The organism is Erwinia sp. Eh17-17, from assembly GCF_039675725.1.
GTDB lineage: Bacteria > Pseudomonadota > Gammaproteobacteria > Enterobacterales > Enterobacteriaceae > Erwinia.
In genome coordinates this window covers 164,798-190,442 of the sequence record NZ_JBDFQT010000007.1, presented here as the reverse complement: position 1 = coordinate 190,442, position 25,645 = coordinate 164,798, and the positions used below count along the sequence as shown (strand labels likewise).

The 25,645-nt window shown below is 56.3% G+C and carries 20 protein-coding genes; 5 read left to right on the top strand and 15 right to left on the bottom strand.

What is annotated here, in order from left to right; genetic code table 11:
- Window positions 1-121 precede the first annotated feature (121 nt).
- The 6 genes from ABEH87_RS17565 to relA form a co-directional block, all read right to left on the bottom strand.
- Window positions 122-1,789, bottom strand: a complete 1,668-nt coding sequence (locus ABEH87_RS17565; protein ID WP_346578176.1) for a methyl-accepting chemotaxis protein — start codon at window positions 1,787-1,789, stop codon at window positions 122-124.
- Window positions 1,790-1,912: 123 nt separating this feature from the next.
- Window positions 1,913-3,799 (bottom strand): acyltransferase family protein, encoded by a 1,887-nt coding sequence (locus ABEH87_RS17560; RefSeq protein WP_346578174.1) that lies wholly within the window; start codon window positions 3,797-3,799, stop codon window positions 1,913-1,915.
- A 210-nt stretch (window positions 3,800-4,009) separates the two neighbouring features.
- Window positions 4,010-5,305, bottom strand: a complete 1,296-nt coding sequence (gene eno, locus ABEH87_RS17555; RefSeq protein WP_346578172.1) for a phosphopyruvate hydratase — start codon at window positions 5,303-5,305, stop codon at window positions 4,010-4,012.
- Window positions 5,306-5,385: 80 nt separating this feature from the next.
- The gene (pyrG, locus tag ABEH87_RS17550) at window positions 5,386-7,023 is read right to left on the bottom strand and encodes a CTP synthase (glutamine hydrolyzing) (RefSeq protein ID WP_346578170.1); all 1,638 of its coding nucleotides are present in this window, start codon (window positions 7,021-7,023) and stop codon (window positions 5,386-5,388) included.
- Between the two features lie 199 nt (window positions 7,024-7,222).
- Entirely contained in the window at window positions 7,223-8,005 is a 783-nt protein-coding gene (gene mazG / locus ABEH87_RS17545; RefSeq protein ID WP_346578169.1) for a nucleoside triphosphate pyrophosphohydrolase, read from the bottom strand.
- Between the two features lie 174 nt (window positions 8,006-8,179).
- Window positions 8,180-10,417, bottom strand: coding sequence for a GTP diphosphokinase (gene relA / locus ABEH87_RS17540; RefSeq protein ID WP_346578168.1), 2,238 nt, complete (start codon window positions 10,415-10,417; stop codon window positions 8,180-8,182).
- Window positions 10,418-10,947: 530 nt separating this feature from the next.
- Between relA and barA the strand changes: the two genes are divergently transcribed.
- On the top strand, window positions 10,948-13,674 hold the full coding sequence (barA, locus tag ABEH87_RS17535; protein WP_346578166.1) for a two-component sensor histidine kinase BarA: 2,727 nt from the start codon (window positions 10,948-10,950) through the stop codon (window positions 13,672-13,674).
- Between the two features lie 16 nt (window positions 13,675-13,690).
- On the opposite strand, the gene ABEH87_RS17530 is transcribed toward barA, so the two are convergent.
- From ABEH87_RS17530 to syd, 5 genes are all read right to left on the bottom strand, one after another.
- Window positions 13,691-14,830 carry a glycerate kinase gene (locus ABEH87_RS17530; protein ID WP_346578164.1) on the bottom strand — a complete coding sequence of 380 codons (1,140 nt, stop codon included), beginning with the start codon at window positions 14,828-14,830 and terminating at the stop codon, window positions 13,691-13,693.
- Window positions 14,831-14,949: 119 nt separating this feature from the next.
- Window positions 14,950-15,399, bottom strand: coding sequence for a flavodoxin (locus tag ABEH87_RS17525; protein ID WP_346578162.1), 450 nt, complete (start codon window positions 15,397-15,399; stop codon window positions 14,950-14,952).
- Window positions 15,400-15,411: 12 nt separating this feature from the next.
- Window positions 15,412-16,200, bottom strand: coding sequence for a tRNA pseudouridine(65) synthase TruC (truC, locus tag ABEH87_RS17520; RefSeq protein ID WP_346578160.1), 789 nt, complete (start codon window positions 16,198-16,200; stop codon window positions 15,412-15,414).
- A complete protein-coding gene (locus ABEH87_RS17515) occupies window positions 16,200-16,526 on the bottom strand; it encodes a YqcC family protein (protein WP_346578159.1) in 327 nt (108 codons plus the stop codon). Before ABEH87_RS17515 ends, truC begins: the two co-directional genes overlap by 1 nt.
- A 609-nt stretch (window positions 16,527-17,135) precedes the next feature.
- Window positions 17,136-17,687, bottom strand: a complete 552-nt coding sequence (syd, locus tag ABEH87_RS17510) for a SecY-interacting protein (RefSeq protein ID WP_346578157.1) — start codon at window positions 17,685-17,687, stop codon at window positions 17,136-17,138.
- A gap of 152 nt (window positions 17,688-17,839) precedes the next feature.
- On the opposite strand from syd, the gene queF reads away from it, so the two are divergent.
- From queF to xni, 3 genes are all read left to right on the top strand, one after another.
- Window positions 17,840-18,685 (top strand): NADPH-dependent 7-cyano-7-deazaguanine reductase QueF, encoded by an 846-nt coding sequence (gene queF / locus ABEH87_RS17505; RefSeq protein WP_346578155.1) that lies wholly within the window; start codon window positions 17,840-17,842, stop codon window positions 18,683-18,685.
- Window positions 18,686-18,940: 255 nt separating this feature from the next.
- The gene (gene ppnN, locus ABEH87_RS17500) at window positions 18,941-20,305 is read left to right on the top strand and encodes a nucleotide 5'-monophosphate nucleosidase PpnN (protein ID WP_346578153.1); all 1,365 of its coding nucleotides are present in this window, start codon (window positions 18,941-18,943) and stop codon (window positions 20,303-20,305) included.
- A 30-nt stretch (window positions 20,306-20,335) separates the two neighbouring features.
- Entirely contained in the window at window positions 20,336-21,094 is a 759-nt protein-coding gene (xni, locus tag ABEH87_RS17495) for a flap endonuclease Xni (protein ID WP_346578244.1), read from the top strand.
- A 59-nt stretch (window positions 21,095-21,153) separates the two neighbouring features.
- On the opposite strand, the gene rlmM is transcribed toward xni, so the two are convergent.
- The 4 genes from rlmM to ABEH87_RS17475 form a co-directional block, all read right to left on the bottom strand.
- Complete coding sequence (gene rlmM / locus ABEH87_RS17490) at window positions 21,154-22,254, bottom strand: 23S rRNA (cytidine(2498)-2'-O)-methyltransferase RlmM (protein WP_346578151.1); 1,101 nt, start codon at window positions 22,252-22,254, stop codon at window positions 21,154-21,156.
- Complete coding sequence (locus ABEH87_RS17485) at window positions 22,247-22,642, bottom strand: DUF423 domain-containing protein (RefSeq protein ID WP_346578150.1); 396 nt, start codon at window positions 22,640-22,642, stop codon at window positions 22,247-22,249. The genes rlmM and ABEH87_RS17485 overlap by 8 nt, the downstream gene beginning before the upstream one ends.
- An 83-nt stretch (window positions 22,643-22,725) precedes the next feature.
- On the bottom strand, window positions 22,726-23,643 hold the full coding sequence (locus ABEH87_RS17480; RefSeq protein WP_346578149.1) for a transcriptional regulator GcvA: 918 nt from the start codon (window positions 23,641-23,643) through the stop codon (window positions 22,726-22,728).
- 347 nt (window positions 23,644-23,990) lie between these two features.
- A complete protein-coding gene (locus tag ABEH87_RS17475; protein WP_346578147.1) occupies window positions 23,991-24,215 on the bottom strand; it encodes a YgdI/YgdR family lipoprotein in 225 nt (74 codons plus the stop codon).
- Between the two features lie 221 nt (window positions 24,216-24,436).
- Between ABEH87_RS17475 and csdA the strand changes: the two genes are divergently transcribed.
- Window positions 24,437-25,642, top strand: a complete 1,206-nt coding sequence (csdA, locus tag ABEH87_RS17470; RefSeq protein ID WP_346578146.1) for a cysteine desulfurase CsdA — start codon at window positions 24,437-24,439, stop codon at window positions 25,640-25,642.
- The last annotated feature ends 3 nt before the right edge of the window (window positions 25,643-25,645 follow it).

The window sequence follows — 25,645 nt, the reverse complement described above, 5'->3', positions numbered from 1 at the left end:
TGGCTAAATAACGGGCGCAGATTATGGCAGATTGGCAGGATAAGACCAAACAAAGCGTGCCGATCGTTGCCGCGCCGTTGACCGCCCCGGTTAAGGTGGCGGTCAGCGCCGGTAGCCTGGGTTAAAACGTTTCCCAGTTGCCTTCGTCCGCCACGGTGGCTTTACGCGGCGCGGACAGACGCGGCGTTTTCAGTGCCATCGCCGCCGGAACCAGCGCGGTCAGTGCCTTTTGTGGGCCAATTTTAAACACCGCAACCGCCTGAGACAGCAGGCTGGCCTGCTCTTCCAGCGATGCCGAAGCGGCCGCAGACTCCTGAACCAGCGCGGCGTTCTGCTGCGTTACCCGGTCCATCTCGGTGACCGCCAGGCCAATCTGGTCAATGCCACGGCTCTGCTCGTCCGAAGCCGAGGAGATTTCCCCCATGATATCGGTGACGCGCACCACGGCGCTGACGATATCCGCCATGGTCTCACCTGCCGTACCCACCTGCCGGGAACCGGCGTCAACGCGGTTAACGGAATCATCAATCAGCGTTTTGATCTCTTTTGCTGCCTGTGCGCTGCGCTGGGCAAGATTACGCACCTCACCCGCTACCACCGCAAAGCCCCGTCCCTGCTCGCCGGCCCGCGCCGCTTCCACCGCCGCATTCAGCGCCAGGATGTTGGTCTGGAAGGCAATACCGTCAATCACGCTGGTAATATCGGCAATCTTTTTCGAGCTGCCGGCGATCTCCTGCATGGTTTTCACCACGCCATCCACCACCCGGCCGCCTTTCGACGCGGTCTCAGAGGCATTTTTTGCCAGCTGTGTGGCCTGACGGGCATTCTCGGCGTTCTGTTTCACCGTAGCGGTCAGCTCTTCCATACTGGCGGCGGTCTGTTCCAGCGACGCGGCCTGCTGTTCGGTGCGCGAAGAGAGATCGTTGTTGCCCTGCGAGATTTCGCTCGCGCCAGTGTAGATAGCATTCGAACTGTCACGCACATTGCCCACGGTGGCAATCAGCGACTGCTGCATCTGCGTCAGATTACTGGCCAGCAGCCCCATCTCACTGCGGCCATCGACCACCAGCGTTTCAGAAAGGTCACCGGCGGCGATGCGCTGAATATGGGTCAGCAGCTGTTTCAGCGGCGTCAGCAGAACGCGCTTAATCACCACCCAGACCAGCGCCACCAGCAGCAGTAATACCAGCACCACCGCCCCCAGCGTCCACACCATGTGGTTGTAACCTTCCTGATTGTCGGTCACGCCCAGCGCCAGCAGATTGTTGTTCTGTTCACGCCAGCTTTCGTAATTTTTCTCCAGATCGTCCTGTGCTTTCTGCGCCTCCAGATTGCCGTAAGCCTCGTAGTTATTTGCGCCGAGGAACTGGATAGACTGCTTCATGGTGTCGAACATCAGCTGATAGCTGCTGGCTATGGCCTCGTTCAGCACGGCATTCTGACCGTCGATCGTCGGATATTGTTTGTAGCGGGCGAAATGTTGCCCGGCATCATCCAGCGTTTCCGTGGCCTGCCCCAGCAGTTTTTCGATAGCGGCCAAAGAGGCCGGATCGGTCTGCTTTTTCAGAATGCGGATGGCGACACGGTTAATGGTGACGCGGGTTTTAACCAGCGTTTGCCAGGCGTCGCTCAGCTGTCCCTGCTGCTGAGTCAGCACACTGGCACGGGTGAAGTTGGCTTTGTCCTGACTGATGGCATTAAACGAAAGTGCGCTGGAGACCAGCAGCAGCGCACTAAAGACGATCAGCATAATAACGATGCTGGTGACAACTTTTATATTTTTAAGCATGGTGCGCACTCTGCGATAAGGGGTTAGCCCGGTAACAGCTAATATCGGTACAAAGTGCGCATTACTTTAAATAATTACAAAAGTGCGGGAGGCGGCCATTCGCTGACCGCCCGTATTGGTAAGTTACATAAACCGGTTATCGCGCATCTGCACAACCGCCTGCTTCGCCACGTCTTTCGCCCCGCTCAGGGTAAAGTGACCGTAGTCATTCGAGGTCGGGTGGCCATCCGATGCGATTCCGCGACACACGTTATCCGGGCAAACGATGGAGTACACCGAGATATAACGCGTCCCCTGGCGGGCCATCGCCTCACGCATCTGCACATCGGTACCGCGGATCTCTTTCTTAATCGATGAAGCCACCAAATCCTTTCGCCCGTCGGTCTGGTAGGCCAGCAGATCCGGCAGCGCTTCGGTGTATTCCACGGTCGGCCCCATAACGATGATGTTGTCAGAGCGTGACTTCAGATGGTCGAGCGTGGCGCGCAGCGGGGCAATATCTTCCGGCGCCCAGCGTGCCGAGATGATGATACCGTCAATTTTATGCTCAGGGATCCACTGGTCATAAACGTAATCAACCAGGTCGGTGCACGGGTTGCGCAGATCCTGCCTGTACAGCGGCTTACAGCCTGCGGAAGTCGCCTGAATAACATTGATGCCCTGCCCCGCTGCCAGGCTGATAGCGCGCCACAGGTGGGCGGCATGGCTGTCGCCAATCATCACGTAATTTTTTCCGGTCGGAGACGTCTTCAGGCAGAACTCACGGTCAAAGGGTTTATCCTCCTGGTTTTTACCATCAACAAAACACTGACCGCGACGGTACTGGTAGTCGAACTCCGGCATTTTACTGTATTCCGAGTACTGCGCCAGCGTCAGCGCCTGTGCAGAGAACTGCCCGGAGCTGTTGCTGATATGCCCTTTATACAGCGCGCCCGCAGACATCACCGCCAGCCCGATCACCGATGCGGTAACAATGCGCCCCGGCGAAACCCAGGCCAGACGATAGCGGAAAGGAATTTCGATCAGGTAACGCGAGGCGACGGCCAGAGTAAAGGTCAGGGCCAGGATCACCAGCTCGCGCACGCCAGGTTCGAAATTAAAGAACATGCGTGCATAGACGATAATCGGCCAGTGCCACAGATAGAGGCAGTAGGAGATCATGCCGATATACACTACCGGTTTCAGGGCCAGCAGACGCGAGACCACGGACTGCTGACCGGCAAGGATAATCAGGAAGCTTCCCAGGCAGGGATAGAGCGCATTCCACGCCGGGAAAGGCATGGTGGTATCCAGCCAGAGGAAACCAAACAGGATCAGCCCCAGCCCGGCAAGGCTCATCACGTGCTTTAGGTTGGTACTGTAACGGGCAGTTTTCGCCTCCAGTCCGGCAATGGCAATAATTCCACCGAGCGCCATTTCCCAGGCTCGGGTCGGCAGCATATAGAAGGTAAACGTCGGTTTGCGCGTCACGCCGTAGACACTCAGCAGCAGCGACCCGGCTATCACCAGCAGCATCACCTGCGTGGTGCGATGTCGGAACAGGCGGATCACCAGCAGCAGCACAATCGGGAAGAGGATATAGAACTGCTCTTCCACCGCCAGTGACCAGGTGTGCAGCAGCGGCTTGAGATCGGCCGGGCCGTCGAAGTAGCCGGTGGTTTTCCAGAAGAAGATATTAGAGGCCGATAGCAGCGCTGCCAGGGCGCTGTTGCTCAGGTCGGTGAACTGCGCCGGCAGCAGATGATAATAGCCAAATATCAGCGTGGCCAGCAGCACCACAAACAGCGGCGGCAGAATACGCAGACAGCGACGTTTGTAGAAGTCGAGGTACGAGAAATTCCCCGCCATCGCGCTGTTAAAGATAATGCCGCAGATCAGATAGCCGGAGATGACAAAGAAGATATCCACGCCGGTAAAGCCACCGGGTATCCCCCCGATCCCCATGTGGTAAGCGATAACAGGCAAAACGGCGAGTGCGCGCAGCCCGTCAACATCAGCACGGTATTTCATAAATTCTGATCCTGATTACAAATAGTTACCAGGAATTTACACAATATGACCGCAGAAAACGCCCCGTAACCAGTGAACCAGGACTTTTCCGCATTGAGGAAATGGAGTTAACCTGTTGAAAGTAAAATATTTAGCATAAAAAAGCCCCGTCCTGAGACGGGGCTTTTCAGATTATCCTCAGCCGGTTAACCGGCTCAGAAAATCAGCAGCTTACTGACCTTTAACTTCTTTCAGGCCGTTGAATGGCGCACGGTTGCCCAGCGCTTCTTCAATACGGATCAGCTGGTTGTACTTAGCAACACGGTCAGAACGGCTCATAGAACCGGTTTTGATCTGGCCCGCTGCAGTACCTACCGCCAGGTCAGCGATGGTCGCATCTTCAGTTTCACCTGAACGGTGAGAGATCACCGCAGTGTAACCCGCGTCTTTTGCCATTTTGATCGCAGCCAGAGTTTCGGTCAGAGAACCGATCTGGTTGAATTTGATCAGGATGGAGTTAGCGATGCCTTTATCGATACCTTCTTTCAGGATCTTGGTGTTGGTCACGAACAGGTCGTCGCCCACCAGCTGGATTTTGTCGCCCAGCACTTCGGTCTGGTATTTGAAACCAGCCCAGTCAGATTCGTCCAGACCGTCTTCGATAGAAACGATTGGGTACTGTTTGGTCAGGTCTTCCAGGAAGTGAGTGAACTCTTCAGAAGTGAAGGCTTTGTTGCCCTCGCCTGCCAGCACATATTTGCCGTCTTTGTAGAACTCAGAGGCTGCACAGTCCATCGCCAGGGTGATGTCTTTACCCAGAACGTAGCCCGCTTCTTTTACCGCTTCAGCGATAACAGCCAGTGCTTCGGCGTTGGAACCCAGGTTTGGCGCATAGCCACCTTCGTCACCCACCGCAGTACCCATGCCTTTAGACTTCAGCACTTTCGCCAGAGTGTGGAACACTTCAGAACCCATACGAATCGCTTCTTTCAGCGTTTTCGCGCCAACAGGCTGGATCATGAATTCCTGGATGTCGACGTTGTTGTCTGCGTGCTCGCCGCCGTTGATGATGTTCATCATTGGCAGTGGCATAGAGAACTTGCCTGGGGTACCGTTCAGTTCAGCAATGTGCTCGTACAGTGGCATACCTTTAGCCGCTGCTGCTGCTTTAGCCGCAGCCAGAGAAACCGCCAGAATGGCGTTAGCGCCAAACTGTGATTTGTTCTCAGTACCGTCCAGATCGATCATGATCTTGTCGATGTTAGCCTGGTCTTTTGCATCTTTGCCGGTTACCGCGTCAGCGATAGGACCATTAACCGCAGCGACCGCTTTAGTAACGCCTTTACCCAGGAAACGAGATTTGTCACCGTCACGCAGTTCCAGCGCTTCGCGAGAACCAGTAGAAGCACCTGATGGCGCTGCTGCCAGACCTACAAAGCCGCCTTCCAGGTGAACTTCAGCTTCAACGGTCGGGTTTCCACGGGAGTCGATGATTTCGCGACCGATGACTTTAACGATTTTGGACATTAGTTTTTCCTCAGTACAAGTTAACTTAAACTTAGGCACACCCCCCGAAACCTTACGGTTTCAAGAGGTTATGAAAACACTTATTTTGCCAAACGCTTCTGGTACTCACTGGCGGCTTTTACAAAGCCGCTGAACAGCGGGTGCCCGTCTCGGGGTGTTGAGGTGAATTCCGGGTGGAACTGACACGCAACAAACCATGGGTGATCAGGAAGCTCAATGATCTCCACCAGCTGGTCATCCCCTGAGCGGCCTGCTACACGTAAACCGGCCGCTTCAATCTGCTTCAATAGCATATTGTTGACTTCATAACGATGACGGTGACGCTCAACGATGGTGTCAGAGCCATACAGCTTCTGCACCAGGCTGTTTTCGGTCAGCTGGCACTGCTGGCTGCCCAGACGCATGGTGCCGCCCAGATCGCTCTGCTCAGAACGCTGTTCGACGTTGCCGTCTTCGTCGCGCCATTCGGTAATCAGCGCCACTACCGGGTACTTACAGTCCGGTACGAATTCGGTAGAGTTCGCCCCTTCCATATGCGCCACATTGCGGGCAAATTCCATCAGCGCAACCTGCATCCCCAGGCAAATGCCGAGGTAAGGGATGTTGTTTTCGCGCGCGTATTGTGCCGTCATCAGCTTGCCTTCCACGCCGCGATAGCCGAAGCCGCCAGGAATAAGGATAGCATCCAGATTCTTCAGCACTTCAACACCACGGGTTTCGACATCCTGCGAGTCGATAAGTTTGATATTCACGGTAACGCGATTTTTCAGGCCACCGTGTTTCAGCGCTTCAATCACCGACTTGTACGCATCCGGCAGTTCGACATATTTGCCGACCATCCCGATGGTCACTTCGCCGCCTGGATTGGCTTCTTCGTAAATCACCTGCTCCCATTCGGCCAGATTGGCTTCCGGGGCATTCAGGTTGAAGCGCTTACAGATGTAGTCATCCAGGCCCTGCGATTTCAGCATGCCGGGAATTTTGTAGATGGAGTCGACATCTTTCAGCGAGATAACCGCTTTTTCCGGCACGTTACAGAACAGCGCGATTTTCGCCCGTTCGTTGGCCGGTACGGCACGGTCAGAACGGCAGATCAGCACGTCTGGCTGAATACCGATCGACAGCAGCTCTTTCACCGAGTGCTGGGTTGGCTTGGTTTTCACTTCGCCCGCTGCGGCCATATACGGCACCAGGGTCAGGTGCATATAGATGGTGTGCTCACGGCCCACATCGACCGCCATCTGGCGAATCGCTTCGAGGAACGGCAGTGATTCGATGTCACCCACGGTGCCACCAATTTCCACCAGCACGACATCATGGCCTTCGCCACCTTCGATGATGCGTTCTTTAATGGCATTGGTAATATGCGGGATCACCTGAATAGTCGCGCCCAGATAGTCACCGCGACGCTCTTTGCGCAGCACTTCTGAGTAGATACGACCTGTGGTGAAGTTGTTACGGCGGCTCATCTTAGTACGGATGAAACGCTCATAGTGGCCGAGATCCAGATCGGTTTCCGCCCCGTCATCGGTGACGAAAACTTCACCGTGCTGGGTTGGACTCATGGTCCCTGGATCCACGTTGATATACGGGTCCAGCTTCATGATGGTCACGTTGAGACCACGCGCTTCAAGAATAGCGGCCAGGGAAGCTGCGGCAATGCCTTTACCCAGAGAGGAAACGACCCCGCCGGTCACAAATATATAGTTCGTTGTCATGCTGAACCTGAGAATGTAGGTTTAAAGACGATGGAATGGATAACCAGGACGGGAAAATAGTATACCCGAAACACCCCGTGGCGACAATTGATCGTTTCCGGTTGTGTGCTTACCACCGCATTTACCGCCATGAGATTACCTGAATCTGGCCCGCAGGAGGTTGACGCACATCACACTTTTGTTGAATCGTGTCAGCCATTTATTCCTGGGATTTTACCACCTGCCATGCCGCTTCCATCTGTTCAAGCGTCGCCTGCTGCATTTCCATTCCCTGCTCCGCGATAATCTGCTCAACCTGGCGGAAACGGCGTTCAAACTTGGTGTTGGCCTTTTGCAGTGCGGTTTCGGCTTTACTGCCGAGGTGGCGCGACAGGTTGACCGTGGCAAACAGCAGGTCGCCGATTTCTTCTTCCAGTTTGTCCTGGTCAATCACCGCCTGCTGCGCTTCGTGCATCACCTCATCGATCTCTTCATGCACTTTGTCCAGCACTGGCCCGAGGGTGGTCCAGTCAAAACCGACGCTGCTGCACCGCTTCTGGATTTTATGGGCGCGCATCAGTGCTGGTAACGCCTGCGGGATATCGTCGAGCGCCGAGTGCTGGGCTTTACTGGCCCGCTCGTCGCTTTTAATCTTCTCCCAGTTGACCAGCACCTCAGCGCTGTCGCTGACCTGCGCACCGGCAAAGATATGCGGGTGACGGCGCTCCAGCTTGTCGCTGATGGCATTGCAGATATCGTCGAAGTTAAAGCGGCCCTCTTCCTGCGCCATCTGGGCATAGAACACCACCTGGAACAGCAGATCACCAAGCTCACCACGCAGGTCGTCGAAATCAGCACGGTTAATCGCGTCGATCACTTCATAGGTTTCTTCAAGGGTATAAGGGGCGATGGAGGCAAAGGTCTGCTGGCGATCCCACGGGCAGCCGTTTTCCGGATCGCGCAGGGTTTTCATGATGCCCAGCAGGCGATCGAGAGAAGTCATAAAAAAATCCTTAAAATGATGAGGGCCGATCGGAAAAAAAGATCGGCCCCTACGGTATATTCAGGGGCTGCCCCTGCGACACATCCAGGGGCTGACCCCGCGACACATCCAGGGGCTGACCCCGCGAAACATGTAGGGGCTGACCTTCTTTTCCGGTCAGCCCGTTATTATCAGTCAGTGCAATCTTTTCGCGTCGATGATGTCCGGCACCTGATTGAGGCGCGCTATCACCCGTCCCAGCACCTGCTGATTGTAAATCTCAATATCCATATCGATGGTCGCCAGCTGTTTTTTGGTGTCGCTGTGGCTGGACACCCCCAGCACGTTGACCTTTTCATTTGCCAGAATAGTGGTGATATCGCGCAGCAGGCCGCTGCGGTCGTTGGCGGTCACCCGCACCACCAGCGAATACCCGCTGGAATAGGTTTCCCCCCACACCGCATCAACAATACGTTCCGGCGCATGAGACATCAGGTCAGCCAGCTGGTCACAGTCGGCACGGTGAATGGAGATACCGCGCCCCTGGGTGATAAACCCGGTGATATCGTCGCCGGGGATAGGCTGGCAGCAGCGCGCAATGTGGTGCATCAGATTGCCCACGCCTTCCACCACCACGCGCCCGCTCTCTTTACTGCGCGGCACGCTGTTGGAGGTTTTCTGCGTCAGTTTTTGCAGCGCCTCGCGGTCTTCTTCCTCGGCGCTTGGCTTGTTAAGCTTCGACTGCAGGAAGTTACTCATCTGATTGAGGCGAATATCGCCGCCGCCAATCGCCGCCAGCAGTTCATCCAGCGAGTTAAAGTTGTAGCGCGGCAGCAGCAGCTTCTCGGCATCTTTCAGATTGATGTCAAGGTGGCTCAGCTCGCTGTCGAGGATCTGCCGCCCGGCGATAATATTCTTGTCGCGATCCTGCTTGCGGAACCAGGCGTGGACCTTAGAGCGCCCGCGGCTGGTGGTGACATAACCAAGATTCGGGTTCAGCCAGTCGCGGCTCGGGTTCGGCTGCTTCTGGGTAATAATGTCAATCTGGTCACCCATCTGCAGCTGATAGGTGAACGGCACAATGCGCCCGCCAATCTTGGCACCGATACAGCGGTGGCCGATATCGCTGTGAATGTGGTAGGCAAAATCGAGCGGCGTGGAGCCGGCCGGCAGGTCCACCACGTCGCCTTTCGGGGTAAACACATACACCCGGTCATCAAACACCTGGCTACGCACTTCGTCGAGCATCTCGCCGGAGTCTGCCATCTCCTCCTGCCAGGTAATCAGCTTACGCAGCCATGCAATGCGCCCTTCGTGACCGGAAGCGCCGCGCGCACTGCCACCGGCAGCAGCACCCTCTTTATATTTCCAGTGCGCGGCCACGCCCAGCTCGGCATCTTCATGCATCTGACGGGTACGGATCTGGATCTCAACGGTTTTACCCTTCGGCCCCAGCACCACGGTATGAATGGACTGATAGCCGTTCGGCTTCGGATTGGCTACATAGTCGTCAAATTCGCTCGGCAGATGGCGGTACAGCGTATGTACGATACCCAGTGCGCCATAGCAGTCCTGCAGCCGTTCGGCGACGATACGCACGGCGCGCACGTCAAACAGCTCGTCGAAGGCCAGCGCTTTTTTCTGCATCTTGCGCCAGATGCTGTAAATATGTTTCGGGCGGCCATACACTTCTGCCTTAACACCCTCTTTGACGATCTCGGTGCGCAGCGACTGCACGAACGTGTCGATGTAGTCCTCGCGGTCAATGCGGCGTTCGTGCAGCAGTTTGGCAATACGCTTGTATTCGTCGGGGTGCAGATAGCGGAAGCAGAAGTCTTCCAGCTCCCATTTTAACTGGCCGATACCCAGCCGGTTCGCCAGCGGCGCATAGATGTTGGTGCACTCTTTCGCCGCCAGCACGCGTTCATCTTCCGGTGCGTCTTTCACTTCGCGCAGGTGGGCGATGCGCTCTGCCAGTTTGATCACCACACAGCGGAAATCTTCCACCATCGCCAGCAGCATGCGGCGGACGTTATCCACCTGCTCGGAGGCCATGGAATCGTTGTGGGTGGCTTTTAACTGGCGGATGGCGTCCATATCGCGCACGCCGTGCACCAGCGAGACGATAGCTTTACCGTGTTGCTCTTCCAGCAGCGCTTCACTGACCACGCCGGCATCCGCCAGCGGGAACAGTAGCGAGGCGCACAGCGTTTCGCAGTCCATGCTGAGCATCGACAGGATTTCCACCATCTCCACGCCGCGCCACAGCAGCAGTGCTGCATCAGGATGACCTTTGGTGGTCGCTTCACAATAGCGCCAGGTCTCGGCCAGTCGTTCACATGACTGCTGGTTTGAGATCCCCAGACTGGTGATCCATTGGTCGAGCGCAAACTCGCCAGCCGTGTTCAAATGTGCACTTCTTACCGCAACCATATCCTCTCCTGGCGTAGCCACCGTCTTCCTGATATTTAATTCTGCATTATACGCAGCCTTCGCTGCTAATGCTGCAATGCCTTCCACACCTGCGACATTTTCAGGCACTTTCCTGATAAGCAGATGATAGCTTCCAGTAAGCTCCCCCGCCCAATCAGGATAGCAGCCGTCATAGCTTAGGCTTATGCGAAAATTGTTCCAGTTTTTGCGAGAAATAGTCTTCGACATTTAGAAACGCCACGCAAATTTGCCCGCCCCTTGTCCGCCTGACTCCAGCGCGTGCTCAGGGTACCCTTACCAGCAGCAGCAGTCTGACAGGGCGAAATCATGCATCAAATTTGGGCCTCATCGTGGGGCAACTGACTCTTTTAGCCGCTAAAATTTCTCCATTGTTTCTTTGCCGATCACACGTCATCATTACCGCCAGTAATAATCGGGAATGGCCTGCCTCAGCAGGGGCTGCCATCTTCCGGTTCAGACCACGATGCCAGAGGGACGGCACAGAGCGAACGCCGCGCACAGGGAATATTATGACCAAATACAGCCTGCGGGCTCGAATGATGATTTTGATTCTGGCACCGACGCTGATGATCGGGCTGCTGCTCTCCACCTTTTTTGTGGTTAACCGCTACAACGAATTACAGAGTCAGTTGACCGATGCCGGGGTCAATATTATCGAACCGCTGGCCGTTTCCAGTGAATACGGTATGACCTTCCACAGCCGCGAATCAGTGCGCCAGCTGGTCAGCCTGCTGCACCGCCGTCACTCCGATATTGTGCGGGCGATTTCGGTGTTCGACGATCACAATCAGCTGTTCGTCACCTCTAACTATCATCAGACGCCGGATCTACTGCGCCTGCCGGACAATACGCCGTTAACCACGCGTTATATGAAACAGCGCAGCGGCAATTCAGTGATCCTGCGCACCCCGATCCTGTCTGAAACCTATTATCCGGATGAATCACCGGGTCAGGATGCAAAACCCACCGGTAACCCGCTCGGCTATGTGGCCATTGAGCTGGACCTGCAGTCAGTCAGGTTACAGCAGTATAAAGAGGTGTTTATTTCCACCCTGCTGCTGCTGCTCTGTTTATGTATTGCCATGCTGTTTGCCTACCGCCTGATGCGCGACGTCACCGGGCCAATCCGCAATATGGTCAGTACCGTTGACCGCATCCGCCGGGGTCAGCTGGACAGTCGCGTGGAAGGCTACATGCTCGGTGAACTGGACGTGCTGAAGAACGGCATTAACTCCATGGCAATGTCGCTGACCGCCTATCACGAAGAGATGCAGCAGAATATCGATCAGGCGACTTCCGATCTGCGTGAGACGCTGGAGCAGATGGAGATCCAGAACGTCGAACTGGACCTGGCTAAAAAACGTGCCCAGGAAGCGGCGCGTATTAAGTCAGAGTTCCTTGCCAACATGTCGCACGAGCTGCGCACCCCGCTGAACGGTGTGATTGGTTTTACCCGCCAGACGCTGAAAACTACGCTGAATTCCACCCAGCGCGACTACCTGCATACCATTGAACGCTCGGCCAATAACCTGCTGAGCATTATTAATGACGTACTCGACTTTTCGAAGCTGGAAGCCGGGAAGCTGATTCTGGAAACCATTCCTTTCCCGCTGCGCGCCACGCTTGATGAAGTGGTGGTGCTGCTGGCGCAGTCAGCGCATGAGAAAGGGCTGGAGCTGACCCTGAATATTCAGGGCGACGTCCCGGATAATGCCATCGGCGATCCGCTGCGGATGCAGCAGATTATCGTCAACCTGCTCGGCAATGCGATCAAGTTTACTGAGCGCGGCAATATTGATATTCGCGTCGAGAAACGTGCGCTCAGCAACAACCGCATGGAGCTGGAGGTCCAGATCCACGACAGCGGGATCGGAATTTCAGAAAAACAGCAGTCACAGCTGTTCCAGGCTTTCCGTCAGGCAGATGCCAGCATTTCTCGCCGTCACGGCGGCACCGGACTGGGGCTGGTCATTACCCAGAAACTGGTCAACGAAATGGGCGGTGAAATCTCCTTCCATAGCCGCCTCAATCACGGTTCCACCTTCTGGTTCCACGTCAATCTGGCCCTGAACCCGAATGCCGCCAGCGACCCACGGGTGATGGACTGCATTGAAGGCCAGCGCATGGCGTACGTCGAACCGAACGAGACAGCGGCAAAGGCCCTGCTGGATATGCTTGCCGCAACGCCCATGAACATCAGCTACAGTCCGTCGCTCAGTGAACTGCCTGAAGCACACTACGACGTGCTGCTGATGGGGCTGCCGATCGCCGACCCACAAAATCTGGAGATGACCAGCGAGCAGCTGACGCCGATCCTGCAACGCGCCAGCAGCGTGATTATGGGTCTGCCGTTCCAGATGCAGGTCTACGCTGAGGAGCTGAAGGGGCGCGGCGTCACCGCCTGCTTGATCAAGCCTATTTCCATGACCCGCCTGCTGCCTCTGCTGGTTGACAACCACCATCGCGATGCCCTGCCACTGACCGAGCGTCAGCGTCTGCCGTTACGCGTGATGGCGGTGGATGATAACCCGGCCAATCTGAAGCTGATTGGCGCGCTGCTGGAAGAACAGGTCGCAGAGATTGTGCTGTGCGACAGCGGCGAGGCGGCGATTCGCCAGGCCCGGCATCAGCATCTTGATATTATTCTGATGGATATCCAGATGCCGGAAATCGACGGCATCCGCGCCAGTGAAGCGATCCGCACCCTCCCCCAGCACGCAAACACCCCGATTGTTGCCGTGACGGCACATGCGCTGGACGGTGAGCGGGAACAGTTGATTAAGGCCGGGATGAACGACTATCTGGCTAAGCCTATCGACGAGCAAAAACTGAGCCGCCTGCTGGCGCGATACACCCCGGCGGGCCAGCGTGAGCTGACGCCAGTATCAGAGGTTCCCGCCTCACTCGACTGGCCGCTGGCGCTGCGTCAGGCGGCGAACAAGCCCGATCTGGCGCGCGATCTGTTACAGATGCTGGTCGATTTCCTGCCGGAAGTGCAGACGCTGGTGGAGCAATATACAGCGGAGAACAATACCACCGCCCTGCGCGATATCATCCATAAACTGCACGGCAGCGCCAGCTATAGCGGGGTGCCCCGCATGAAGCAGCTCTGCCAGCAGCTGGAGCAGAGCCTGCGCAACAGCGACGATCTGACGCTGGTCGAGCCGGAGCTCTTCGAGCTGCTGGATGAAATGCAAAACGTGGCGCGGCTGGCCAAAGAGCGCCTGAAGCTGTAACCCCGCAGGCCGCCCTCTAAAGCTGCTGCCCGATATTCAGGGTAGCAGCAATATTACGGGCGCTGATGCGCAGGTTTTCCGCCGCATTCTCCAGCGCATCTTCCAGGCTGCAAATACGATAGATGACGCTAAATATCGCATCCACTCCGTGCTGATGGACCACGTCAGCATCGCGCGTCAGGCTACCGGCAATGGCGATCACCGGTTTGTTATAGCGCTTCGCCACGCGCGCCACGCCGACAGGCACCTTACCGTGAATGGTCTGACTGTCGATGCGCCCTTCTCCGGTGATCACCAGCGTGGCATCGCGCACTAGCGCATCCAGCCCCAGTGCCTCGGTGACAATCTCAATGCCCGGACGCAGATCGGCCTGGCAGAAAGCCACCAGCCCGGCCCCCATCCCTCCGGCAGCGCCGCCACCCGGCAGCGCCATCACATCGCAATGCAGACAGCGCTTAATGACCGCCGCATAGTGGGTCAGTGCATGGTCCAGTAAGCTGACCTGCTCGGGCGTCGCGCCTTTTTGCGGGCCAAACACCACTGATGCGCCATTCTCTCCGGTCAGCGGATTGGTAACGTCGCAGGCCACTTCAATGCGGCAGCGGGCAATACGTGCATCCAGTCCGCTGATATCAATTACGTCAAGCTGCGCCAGTGCCGCCCCGCCAAAGCCGATTTGATTTCCGGCATTATCCAGCAGCCTTGCGCCCAGCGCCTGAACCATCCCTGCACCGCCGTCATTGGTGGCGCTGCCACCGATGCCGATAATGATCCGCTCAATACCCCGATCCAGCGCATCGCGGATCAGTTCACCGGTCCCCCAGCTGGTAGCGGTCAGCGCATCGCGCTGTGCGGGGGGAACGCCCTCCAGCCCGCTGGCGGCGGCCATCTCAATAATGGCGCAGCGCCCGTCGCCCGACAGGCCATAAAAGGCATCGATGGGATAGCCCTGCGGGCCGGTCACCCGCAGCGAGATGCGCTGACCGCCAGTGGCCGCGACCATGGCATCGACAGTACCTTCGCCACCGTCGGCAACCGGCAGTTTAACGTATTGAGCATCGGGGAAAATGTCGCGAAAACCCGTTTCAATCTGGGTGGCAACCTGAAGTGCAGAAAGGCTTTCTTTCCAGGAATCCGGAGCGATAACAATTTTCATGGGCTATCCGTCTGGTTGGCTGCGGGTATAAATCACTGGTATGGGTCGCGCGGAAAATCGCGGGTCGATCGGAAAAACAACGGGTCGATCGGAAGAAATGATCGACCCCTACGGCGTGTTTATGCGATAAGTTTAGCCCACTGCTCTACCCACGGCGAGGTGACCTCTTCCGGTTCCGGGTTTTCGGTCGCATCGACTCGCAGCATCTCGCCCACACGCACGGCACTCTGATCGTGCAACAGCGCAGCAAACTTTTCGCCGCCGCCGCAGAACGCCTCGTAGCTGCTGTCGCCCAGGGCGATAATGCCGTAACGCAGATGCGGCTGGTAGCCCAGCTTGTCTTTGATGCCATTAAACAGCGAAACGATACTGTCCGGCAGATCGCCCTGCCCTGTGGTTGAGGTAATCACCAGCGCCACTTTTTCGGCATACTTCTGCCAGTCGTCCAGCGTCGGATCTTCATAGATCTTCACCTGATGCCCGGCCGCCGCCAGTAAGGGTTCCGCCTCTTCAGCCACTAACAATGCGTTACCGTAAACAGTACCTACAAAAATGCCTACCTCAGCCATGACTCTTCTCCGTTACTGCTGCTTATATTGCTCACTATCCTGCGCACTTTCCGCCATGAACTCAACCCGCGCGATCTCAGGGAGATGCTGCTGCCAGCCAAACCTGTCGATAACCGTCTGCCAGACCTCATCCAGCCCGGCACGCAGTACCAGCGGTTCAGCGGTGACCGGGTGCGTCAGGCACAGTTCGCTGGCGTGCAGCATCAGGCGGTTCATGCCAAAGTTTGCCACAGCGGCGCGGTTCTGCTTCAGGTCGCCGTGTGCGCTGTCGCCAATGATCGGATGACGCAGATGGGTCATATGACGGCGCAGCTGGTGCTTTCGCCCGGACTGCGGCTTCATCTCCACCAGCGAATAGCGTGACGTGTCATAGGGCCCTGCCGGCACCGGCTGTTCGGTGGTTGCCAGCCCGCGCCAGTGGGTTACCGCCGACTGCGGTGCTTTTTCCGGCTGGCTGAATTTATCGGCAATTTTGTCCAGCTCTTCGGTCAGGGGATAGTCGAGCGTCTCCTCCCCTTCCAGCCAGCCACGCACCACCGCATGATAAGTTTTTTGCAGCTGATGGTGTTCGAACTGCTGCGAGAGTAAGCGTGCCACATCGCCCGACAGCGCCATCAGCAGCACGCCGGAGGTGGGGCGATCGAGACGGTGTACGGTAAAAACGTGCTGCCCAATCTGGTCGCGCACGGTCTGCATCACAAACCGGGTTTCATGACGATCGAGCCAGCTGCGGTGAACCAGCCAGCCCGACGGTTTGTTCACCGCCACCAGCCACCGATCCTGATAAATGATCTCCAGCATCAGTTTGCTGACTCAAAAAGCTGGTCGAATTCATTTAAGCAATGCAGCAGCCGGGCACGCTCAGGGGTCTCCCCCTCAAGCCAGACTTCGTAATAGGGGGCAATAGCCAGCGATACCGGCAGCGGGGCCCCGGCATCCAGCAGCGCCTGCATGCGCGGTAAAAAAATCCATTGCAGCCACTGCAACGGCGTCATGGTGTCAACACAGAATGGCTCCGTGCTGGCAAACGCCTCGCTGGTGGGGGCGACGGTCTGCCATAAACCGGCCTGTCTGAGTTGCGTTTCAATCGCCAGCAATCGTTGCTGCACCTGCTGTTCACGGCTCATGAGCAACCTCCTGATTTAGCTTCGGGGATAAAGGGCGCAAAGCATAGCATCCGCACCGCGCAGGGTAAAAATTTCAACGAAAAAAGGGGCACTGTATTAACAGTGCCCCTGGTCCGTTTGCAGCGTTCCAGCTACCTTTATGCTCCCTGCTCATCCTTGAAAACTATTCCTGTCGCTCTCCTGAGCTAAGCATCATCCTGACGCTGATCCTTTGACATCCCTGACCACCGACCGTCCTGTTCGGTTCACATTCTCCATCCTGGAGGTGTCCTTTACCTCTTCCTGAGGTTTCCTTACTTCATCCCGAAGCCTGTCCCTGATACGTCATCCTGACGGGTCCAACTCATTCCATGAGTACATCATCCTGATGTCTGTTCCAGTCCTGAGCGTCCTTCGCGATGGGTGCTATTCTGCCCGATCAGCATAACCAAACAAGACACCTCAGCGGGCTTTTTCGGCTTTACAGACAGACCGCGTCAGGGAAAATGCCCTAACGTTATGATCTACAATATTTTTACAATTTTAACGATTGATATGTCTGCATCAATGGGAGCGATCTCTCACAGGGTTTGTGAGAGATCTCGCACATGCGGGAAGGGCGAAATCGCATTAACGATCGCTAAGGGGTTGTAACAGAATAAGAAAATTCTCAACGGAAGGCGCTATCACCTGGCGCTTTTGGGTGCCTAACTGCTCAATAATCACTTCACCCGTCAGGTTACACACCGATACGACTTCCAGTTCAGACTCGGTAGTGGCGATGAACAGCGTTGGAGAATGTTTCAAACGGCGCTTCATCACCAGGTGCCCGATCAGGTTTTCCTGCACGCGCACAAAATCATCTTCACTCCACACCTGTACTAGAGACATCCGCTGTCCGGCAAAAGTTCCCGCCATGTCGCCGGCAAATTGTGCGGTGTAGAAGCCGGTCACCGCGGGTTGCAGGCTCAGATCCAGCGCCCGTTCCACGGCATCAAGGTTTTTCGCCAGCGTAAAGGGCTGCGGCTGCCACCAGACTTCATCATCATGGGTGGCAACGATGCAGGGCGACGGTATGCCGTGCAGGTCAGCGCTGGCTGGCGCATGTCCATGCTGCTGCTGCCAGAGATCGCCATAGCGCTGACTAAAATCGCGTAATGCCTGGGAGGTTTCTTCGATCATTATTTTTTCACTCTTTGCTTGCTGGGTTACACTGACAGCCTGTTGTACTCGTCATCCTGTGCGCCTCACGCGCTTTGACAGTACCCACCATACTCAGGAATTTGCCATAGCGTCTGCCGCGCGGGCACCCTAAGGTAACACAAGGTAACACCATGTCTTCATACGACGATCATCAGGCACTGGAAGGCCTGACGCTGGGGAAACCCACTGAATATCACGACAGCTATCAGCCCGATCTGCTGCAGGCAGTACCGCGTAGCCTGAACCGCGAGCCGCTGGGCCTCTATCCGGATAATCTGCCCTTTAGCGGCGCGGATATCTGGACGCTGTATGAGCTCTCCTGGCTGAACAGCAAGGGGCTGCCCCAGGTGGCGATCGGCGAGGTCACGCTGGATGCTAACAGCCTTAATCTGATCGAGTCCAAGAGCTTTAAGCTCTATCTGAACAGTTTCAATCAGACCCCGTTCGCCGACTGGGGCGAGGTGCGTCAGACGCTGGAGCGCGACCTCAGCGCCTGCGCCGGTGGCCATGTCAGCGTGGCGCTGTTCCGTCTTCAGGAAATTGAAGGTCAGCCGATAGGCCATTTTAGCGGTGAGTGTATTGATGAGCAGGATATTGTCATTGATAACTATCAGTTCAGCGCCGACTACCTGCGTAACGCAACCGCCGGAGAAATCGTCGAAGAGCAGCTGGTCAGCCATCTGCTGAAATCTAACTGCCTGATCACTAACCAGCCTGACTGGGGCTCGGTACAGATCAGCTACCGCGGTCCGCGCATTCAGCGCGAGGCGCTGCTGCGTTATCTGGTCTCTTTCCGCCATCACAATGAGTTTCATGAGCAGTGCGTTGAACGTATCTTCAGCGACATTCTGCAATATTGTCAGCCGGAATCGTTAAGCGTGTATGCCCGCTACACCCGGCGCGGCGGGCTGGACATTAACCCCTGGCGCACCAACGGCAAGTTTGTGGCAACCCGCTCCAGGCTGGTTCGTCAGTAATTCTGAGCTGGCGCACGTTAACCTGTTGTTAAACATCGATGAATAAGGCTACTCTGGCAACGGACAGCGATATGTTGCTTTCAGTGCATATCTTCGGCACGGGTCGACCGGAGAAAAAGGTCGCCCCCTACATAAGGTCGGCGTAGGGCTGACCCTCTTTTTCGGTCAGCCCGTGAAATTGTCTAAGGATATCTTGCCTCTGCGGCCGCGAGGTCGTGGAGTTACCGCACACCCGGCGGGTGTAAAGGAGTTCACTTGATTACACATGTCAGCCCTCTTGGCTCTATGGATCTACTATCTCAGCTTGAAGTCGATATGCTGAAGCGCACGGCCAGCAGCGACCTCTATCAGCTCTTTCGTAACTGCTCACTGGCAGTGCTTAACTCCGGAAGCCAGACTGACAGCAGCCACGAACTGCTCTCCCGATTCGAAAGTTTTGATATCAACGTGCTGCGTCGTGAGCGCGGCGTCAAACTGGAACTGATTAATCCACCGGAAGAGGCGTTCGTTGACGGGCGAATCATCCGTGCCCTGCAGGCAAACCTGTTTGCGGTGCTGCGCGATATTCTGTTCCTGAACGGCCAGATTGATAACGCCGGACGCTTCCAGCAGCTGAAAGCCGAAGATCCGGTCCATATTACCAACCTGGTTTTCTCCATTCTGCGCAATGCGCGGGCGCTGCACGTCGGTGAAGAGCCCAACACCGTCGTGTGCTGGGGTGGCCATTCAATTAACGCGATTGAATACCAGTACTGCCGCAACGTCGGTTCCCAGTTGGGTCTGCGGGAGCTGAATATCTGTACCGGCTGCGGACCGGGCGTGATGGAAGCCCCGATGAAAGGGGCGGCAGTGGGCCATGCTCAACAGCGTTACAGAGACAGTCGCTTTATCGGTCTGACCGAGCCGTCAATCATTGCGGCCGAACCGCCTAACCCGCTGGTGAACGAACTGATCATCATGCCGGATATTGAAAAACGTCTGGAAGCCTTTGTGCGTATCGCCCACGGCATCATCATCTTCCCCGGCGGCGTGGGAACAGCGGAAGAGCTGCTCTACCTGCTGGGTATTTTGATGAATCCGCATAACCACGACCAGGTACTGCCGCTGATCCTGACCGGTCCGAAAGAGAGCGCCGACTACTTCCGCGTGCTGGACGAGTTCATTATCAACACGCTGGGCGATGAAGCGCGTAAGCACTACACCATTATCATTGATGATGCGGCTGAAGTGGCGCGTCTGATGAAAAAAGCCATGCCGAAGGTGAAAGAGCACCGTCGCGAAACGGGAGACGCTTACAGCTTTAACTGGGCGCTGCGTATTGCTCCCGACCTGCAAATGCCGTTTATGCCGAGCCACGAGAACATGGCAAACCTCAACCTTTCTCCTGATCAGCCTGCTGAGCAGCTGGCAGCAGCACTGCGACGTGCCTTCTCTGGTATCGTTGCCGGGAATGTGAAAGACGTGGGCATTAAAGCCATTAAAGAGAAAGGACCGTATAAACTGCACGGCGACCCGGAAATCATGCGTCGTATGGACGACCTGCTCCAGGGATTTGTTGCCCAACACCGCATGAAGCTGCCGGGCAGCGCCTATATCCCCTGCTACGAAATCATTAAGTAAAAGAGCGGCCTGCGGGCCGCTCAGGGTTATCTGATGAACCATCTGTTAATTATCGATGCGCTGAATCTGATTCGGCGCATTCACGCCGTCCAGGGGTCTCCCTGCCAGGAAACCTGTCTGAATGCCCTGCAACAGCTGTTGCTGCATACCCATCCGACTCACGCCGTGGCCGTCTTTGATGATGACGATCGCAGCGACAGCTGGCGACATCAGCTACTGCCAGACTATAAGGCAGGCCGCTCACCGATGCCGGAGGCCCTGCGTGACGAGATGCCGCTGTTGCGGGCGGCGTTTGCCAGTATCGGCATCGCCAGCTGGCATTCAAAAGGGGATGAAGCTGACGATCTGGCCGCGACCTTAGCCAGCAAGGTGGCCAGCGCGGGTCACCAGGCGACGATTGTCTCCACCGATAAAGGCTACTGCCAGCTACTGGCACCGACCATTCAAATCCGCGATTATTTCCAGAAACGCTGGCTCGACGTGCCCTTTATTGCTGCCGAATTTGGCGTTGCCCCGGCGCAGCTGCCCGACTACTGGGGGCTGGCCGGTATCAGCAGCAGCAAGATTCCGGGCGTCGCCGGTATTGGTGGCAAAAGTGCCAGCCTGCTGTTACAGCAGTTCGGTTCGCTCGCAGAGATCTATCAGCAGCTGGATCAGGTGCCGGAAAAATGGCGCAAAAAGCTGGCACAACATCAGCAGATGGCGGAAATCTGTCAGCAGGTGGCCACGCTAAAAACGGATCTGGTGCTGGAAGGGAATTTGAAAGAGTTACGATTGCCGTTGTCGTAGAGGTCGGGCATGCCCGACCCACGTTTTACCGGGGGCGAGGCCTGCCCCCTGAGGGTGTTCTAGCGTTCGTCGCGACGGCCCGGAGCCGCACTCCAGATGCGACGGATATGTACCGTCACTTCTTCACGATCGTGATAGAGCTGACGCGCCTGAATCTGGGCGTTAATCCCGTTTTCTTTCAGCTTTTCATCGATCATCGCCAGGTTCTGCGACACTTCCTCGTAGCGTTTTTTCATCGGCAGCTTGAGATTGAAGATCGCTTCGCGGCACCAGCCGTTCACCAGCCAGTCGGCCATCAGGTTCGCCACGCGAATCGGTTTTTCCACCATATCGCACACCACCCAGTAGTTATTGCTGCGCGTCGGGCGATATTTGAAACCGTCTTCGCGCTGGTGGAACACCTGCCCGGTATCCATCAGGCTGGGCGCCATCGGGCCGTTATCGACGGCGTTCACCATCATGCTGCGCTGCACCAGCTGATAGGTCCAGCCGCCGGGGCAGGCACCGAGATCCACCGCCCACATGCCGCTGGCCAGGCGTTCATCCCACTCGTCGGCAGGAATAAACACGTGGAAAGCCTCTTCCAGCTTGAGCGTGGAACGGCTTGGCGCATCGGAAGGGAACTTCAGTCGCGGAATGCCCATAAACAGCGCCGAGTTGTTGTGCGGCAGAGAATAGCCCACATAGCAGCAGCCGGAAGCAATAAAGAACACGTGAACCACGGGGCGCTTGTTGCTTTCATAATTGAGCAGAATCCCCGCTTTACGCAGGCTGGCACGCAGCGGCACGGTGAACTTACGGCAGAATTTAAGCAGCTCTTTGCTGGCGTTGGTGTCAGGCACTTCAACACGCAGATCGCCGCCCTTTTCCACCACGCCAGTCAGCATGCCCGCCACCGGCGAAATGCGGTCTTCCGTCGGCAGGTCGCGCAGCAGTTCGCCCACCACGATCATCTGACGGGAGAAAATCAGCTCGCTGAACGGCAGTTCGTTGAGCAACTTCTCGGCTTCTCCCTGCTGATAGCATTCAAACAGCACGTAGGCGGAATCGTCTTTCACCCTAGCGAAACCGTACACTTCGCGCTCAGCGGCTTTAGCGGTAATTTCAGCCGCACACTCTTTCTCAAAACCCTGACGGCAATACAGTAAAATCTTATTCATGGCGATCTGCCCTTTTTTTCAGACGCAGAGCGCCAACCAACATCAAAACCCAACCGATCAGGAAGCAGGTGCCGCCAATCGGGGTGATATAAACCCATAATTTCAGGTGCGACAGCGCCAGACAGTAAAGACTGCCGCTGAACAAAACCGTGCCGAGAGCCAGAAATGCGCTACTCCAGTAAAACCAGATATTTGCCCGGCGCTGCATCGCAGCCGCTATACCGAGTATCGCCAGGGTATGAAACGCCTGGTACTCCAGCCCGGTTTTCATCCAGGCCATTTCTGCGCTTCCCAGCGACTTGCTTAACACGTGGGCACCAAAAGCCCCCAGCATCACGTAGAAGAATCCACTGATGGCAGAGAAAACCAGCATTGCACGACTGGACATTGAACCATCCTCTATCAGGACAGAGGGATACCCCTCTGCCGCCTGTTCATCATTCCTGTCGTTTACCGGACAGGGCGGCGCGATCAGTGCTCGTAACGAAAGCGAAATTTTTCTTGTTCGCTGGCCGCTTTCGCCAGGATCCACTGACGGAAGGCGGCTATTTTACCCAGTTCTGCCTGACTGTCATGACAAACCAGATAAAAAGCATTTTTACTGACCAGCACGTCATTAAACGGGCAAACCAGTCTGCCGGCTTCGATTTCACTTTGCGCCATAACGTTGTTGGCCAGCGCCACGCCCTGACCGTGGATTGCCGCCTGCAGCACCATCGCACTGTGGCTGAAAATGGGACCCTGCTGTACGTTGATACTGTTGAGCCCCAGCTGGCGGGTATAGGCCTGCCAGTCACGGCGGGATGCATCGTGCAGCAGCGTGTGTTCTGCCAGCGCCGCGGGTGACGTCAGCGGACGTTCGCCGGTTAACAACAGCGGGGAACACACCGGCAGCAGGTACTCTGCATACAGTTTTTCCACACGCAGCCCCGGCCAGTTGCCGCGCCCGTAAAAAATCGCCACGTCAACATCATCAGCCAGCTTCTCTTCATCACGGTCCACCGCCTGAATACGCACGTCTATTCCCGGATAAGCTGAGTTAAAGCTGGTAAGTCGCGGCACCAGCCACTGAATGGCAAAACTCGGCAGCAAACTGACCGTCAGCGCCCCTTTTGCACTACGGGCCTGCAGTTTTCGCGTGGCGTCGTTCAGCGCGGTAAAAATTTCCTTAATATCGAGGTAATAACTCTGCCCCTCTTCGGTCAACAGCAGCGAACGATTGCGGCGGCGGAACAGCTTCAGGCCCAGAAAATCCTCCAGTGACTTAATCTGGTGGCTGACAGCCGCCTGGGTCACAAACAGTTCTTCTGCGGCTTTGGTAAAACTGAGATAACGCGCAGCAGCGTCAAAAACCCGCAGCGCATTCAAAGGTGGCAAACGTTTAGACATGGTCGATGGGTACTTTTCGTCGCGGCCGGGTGTGGCTCTGTTACACAGAGTTACGTATTAGTTTTTTTTATCCGAGGCATTATAAATTGTCCGTTGAGGAACTACCAGCAAATACCTATAGTTGCGGCACTTCCTGAGCCGGAACGAAAAGCGCATTAAAATTTGGTGTTAACTCGCGGAATTTTGAGGGGCTTTTGGCTTGTGTCGTGATGTTGTGTTTGCAATTGACCTGACGATTTTCGGGTCTGGTAGCCTGGCTACCTTTTTATTCCTGTAGATTTACCCTGTCTGTCCATATTGATTTTTAATAGCACCGCCTTAGCGCGGTGCTTTTTTTTGCCTGCGTATTACTGACCCATCTCAACCATTTCTTTGACATCAGAACGGTTAATCTGCTGTTTGGTACCGTTGGCATCTTTATAGCTGATCATCCCGGTATCATCGTCTACCATAGGCTTGCCCTCGGCAACGATAGTCCGGCCATCATTGGTGTGCATGACATAATTACTCGAACAAGCAGCCAGAGTAAACGTCATGGCACAGACAGCAATCACAGCAGCTAATTTTTTCATTTTTATCTCTCCATTATGAGACAAGAAGTCCCCAATGAGCTGTCAAAAGAGTGGCAAACAACGGGTAATCTGCCTGCCGGAACAGCCCTTCTATTTGCGGGCAAAGACTAAAAGCAGTCATAATTCAGCATAACGCGCTTTTCCAGCTTTGCCAGAAAACCACATTCATTTCAGTCTGGTCCTAAAACAGCACTAACTATCCCTGAGGGTTGCACAAGAGTATGACGTCATTCGATCCGCTGCAGTTTCGCCAGCAGTTTCCCGCACTTGCTGATGCCGCCTGTTACCTCGACAGCGCCGCGACCGCGCTGAAACCGCAGGCCGTTATCGACGCTACCGAACAGTTCTACCGCCTGAGTGCCGGGACGGTTCACCGCAGCCAGTTTGCCGCCGCTCAGCGTCTGACCGCGCGCTTTGAAGAGGCTCGCACTCAGGTCGCTGAACGGCTAAATGCCGCAGACGGTCACACGATCGTCTGGACCAAAGGCACCACCGAGGCGATTAACCTGGTGGCACAGGGCTGGCTGCGCCCGCGCTTACAGCCAGGGGATGAAATCGTTGTCAGCGAAGCCGAGCACCATGCCAACCTGGTGCCGTGGCTGATGGTGGCAGAGCAGACCGGAGCCCGCGTCATTAAATGGCCGATTGGCCGTGACCGCCTGCCGGATATCGGCCAGCTTCCGGCGCTGTTGAATGCACGCACGCGCCTGCTGGCCGTAGGGCAGATGTCCAACGTCACCGGCGGCTGCCCGGATCTGCGTCAGGCGATCGGCCTTGCGCACAGCTGCGGGGCCAAAGTAATGGTGGATGGTGCCCAGGGCGTGGTGCACTGCCCGCCGGATGTCCAGGCGCTGGATATTGATTTCTATGCATTTTCCGGCCATAAGCTGTATGGCCCGATGGGCATCGGTGCGCTGTATGGCAAAGCGGAACGGCTGGCGGAAATGGTGCCGTGGCAGGGTGGCGGCAAGATGTTAAGCCAGGTAAACTTCGACGGATTTACCCCCCAGGCAGTGCCCTGGTGTTTTGAAGCGGGTACGCCGAACGTCGCCGGGGTCATCGGTCTCAGCGCCGCGCTGGAGTGGATGAGCAGCATCGATTGGGCGGCAGCCGAGCGCTGGAGCTGCGAACTCGCCACGCAGGCAGAAACCCGGCTGGCCGCCCTGCCCGGTTTTCGCAGCTACCGCGCCAGCGGCTCAAGCCTGCTGGCCTTTGATATTGCCGGCGTCCATCACAGCGATGTGGTGACGCTGCTGGCGAACAGCGGCATAGCGGTACGTGCCGGTCAGCACTGCGCCCAGCCGCTGCTGGCCGCCCTTGGCGTCAGCGGCACCCTGCGCGCTTCTTTCGCCCCTTACAATACGACAGACGATGTGGATGCGCTGGTCGCGGCCATGACCTCCGCCCTGACCTTACTGGCAGATTAAACG

Excerpts from the sequence above, each read along its gene's own strand:
- eno (WP_346578172.1), bottom strand. The coding sequence starts at position 5,305 with ATGTCCAAAATCGTTAAAGTCATCGGTCGCGAAATCATCGACTCCCGT.
- ABEH87_RS17530 (WP_346578164.1), bottom strand. The coding sequence starts at position 14,830 with ATGAAAATTGTTATCGCTCCGGATTCCTGGAAAGAAAGCCTTTCTGCA.
- queF (WP_346578155.1), top strand. The coding sequence starts at position 17,840 with ATGTCTTCATACGACGATCATCAGGCACTGGAAGGCCTGACGCTGGGG.
- pyrG (WP_346578170.1), bottom strand. The coding sequence starts at position 7,023 with ATGACAACGAACTATATATTTGTGACCGGCGGGGTCGTTTCCTCTCTG.
- csdA (WP_346578146.1), top strand. The coding sequence starts at position 24,437 with ATGACGTCATTCGATCCGCTGCAGTTTCGCCAGCAGTTTCCCGCACTT.
- ABEH87_RS17480 (WP_346578149.1), bottom strand. The coding sequence starts at position 23,643 with ATGTCTAAACGTTTGCCACCTTTGAATGCGCTGCGGGTTTTTGACGCT.
- barA (WP_346578166.1), top strand. The coding sequence starts at position 10,948 with ATGACCAAATACAGCCTGCGGGCTCGAATGATGATTTTGATTCTGGCA.
- mazG (WP_346578169.1), bottom strand. The coding sequence starts at position 8,005 with ATGACTTCTCTCGATCGCCTGCTGGGCATCATGAAAACCCTGCGCGAT.
- relA (WP_346578168.1), bottom strand. The coding sequence starts at position 10,417 with ATGGTTGCGGTAAGAAGTGCACATTTGAACACGGCTGGCGAGTTTGCG.
- syd (WP_346578157.1), bottom strand. The coding sequence starts at position 17,687 with ATGATCGAAGAAACCTCCCAGGCATTACGCGATTTTAGTCAGCGCTAT.
- ABEH87_RS17475 (WP_346578147.1), bottom strand. The coding sequence starts at position 24,215 with ATGAAAAAATTAGCTGCTGTGATTGCTGTCTGTGCCATGACGTTTACT.
- ABEH87_RS17560 (WP_346578174.1), bottom strand. The coding sequence starts at position 3,799 with ATGAAATACCGTGCTGATGTTGACGGGCTGCGCGCACTCGCCGTTTTG.
- ABEH87_RS17515 (WP_346578159.1), bottom strand. The coding sequence starts at position 16,526 with ATGAGCCGTGAACAGCAGGTGCAGCAACGATTGCTGGCGATTGAAACG.
- ABEH87_RS17485 (WP_346578150.1), bottom strand. The coding sequence starts at position 22,642 with ATGTCCAGTCGTGCAATGCTGGTTTTCTCTGCCATCAGTGGATTCTTC.
- ABEH87_RS17525 (WP_346578162.1), bottom strand. The coding sequence starts at position 15,399 with ATGGCTGAGGTAGGCATTTTTGTAGGTACTGTTTACGGTAACGCATTG.
- rlmM (WP_346578151.1), bottom strand. The coding sequence starts at position 22,254 with ATGAATAAGATTTTACTGTATTGCCGTCAGGGTTTTGAGAAAGAGTGT.
- truC (WP_346578160.1), bottom strand. The coding sequence starts at position 16,200 with ATGCTGGAGATCATTTATCAGGATCGGTGGCTGGTGGCGGTGAACAAA.
- ABEH87_RS17565 (WP_346578176.1), bottom strand. The coding sequence starts at position 1,789 with ATGCTTAAAAATATAAAAGTTGTCACCAGCATCGTTATTATGCTGATC.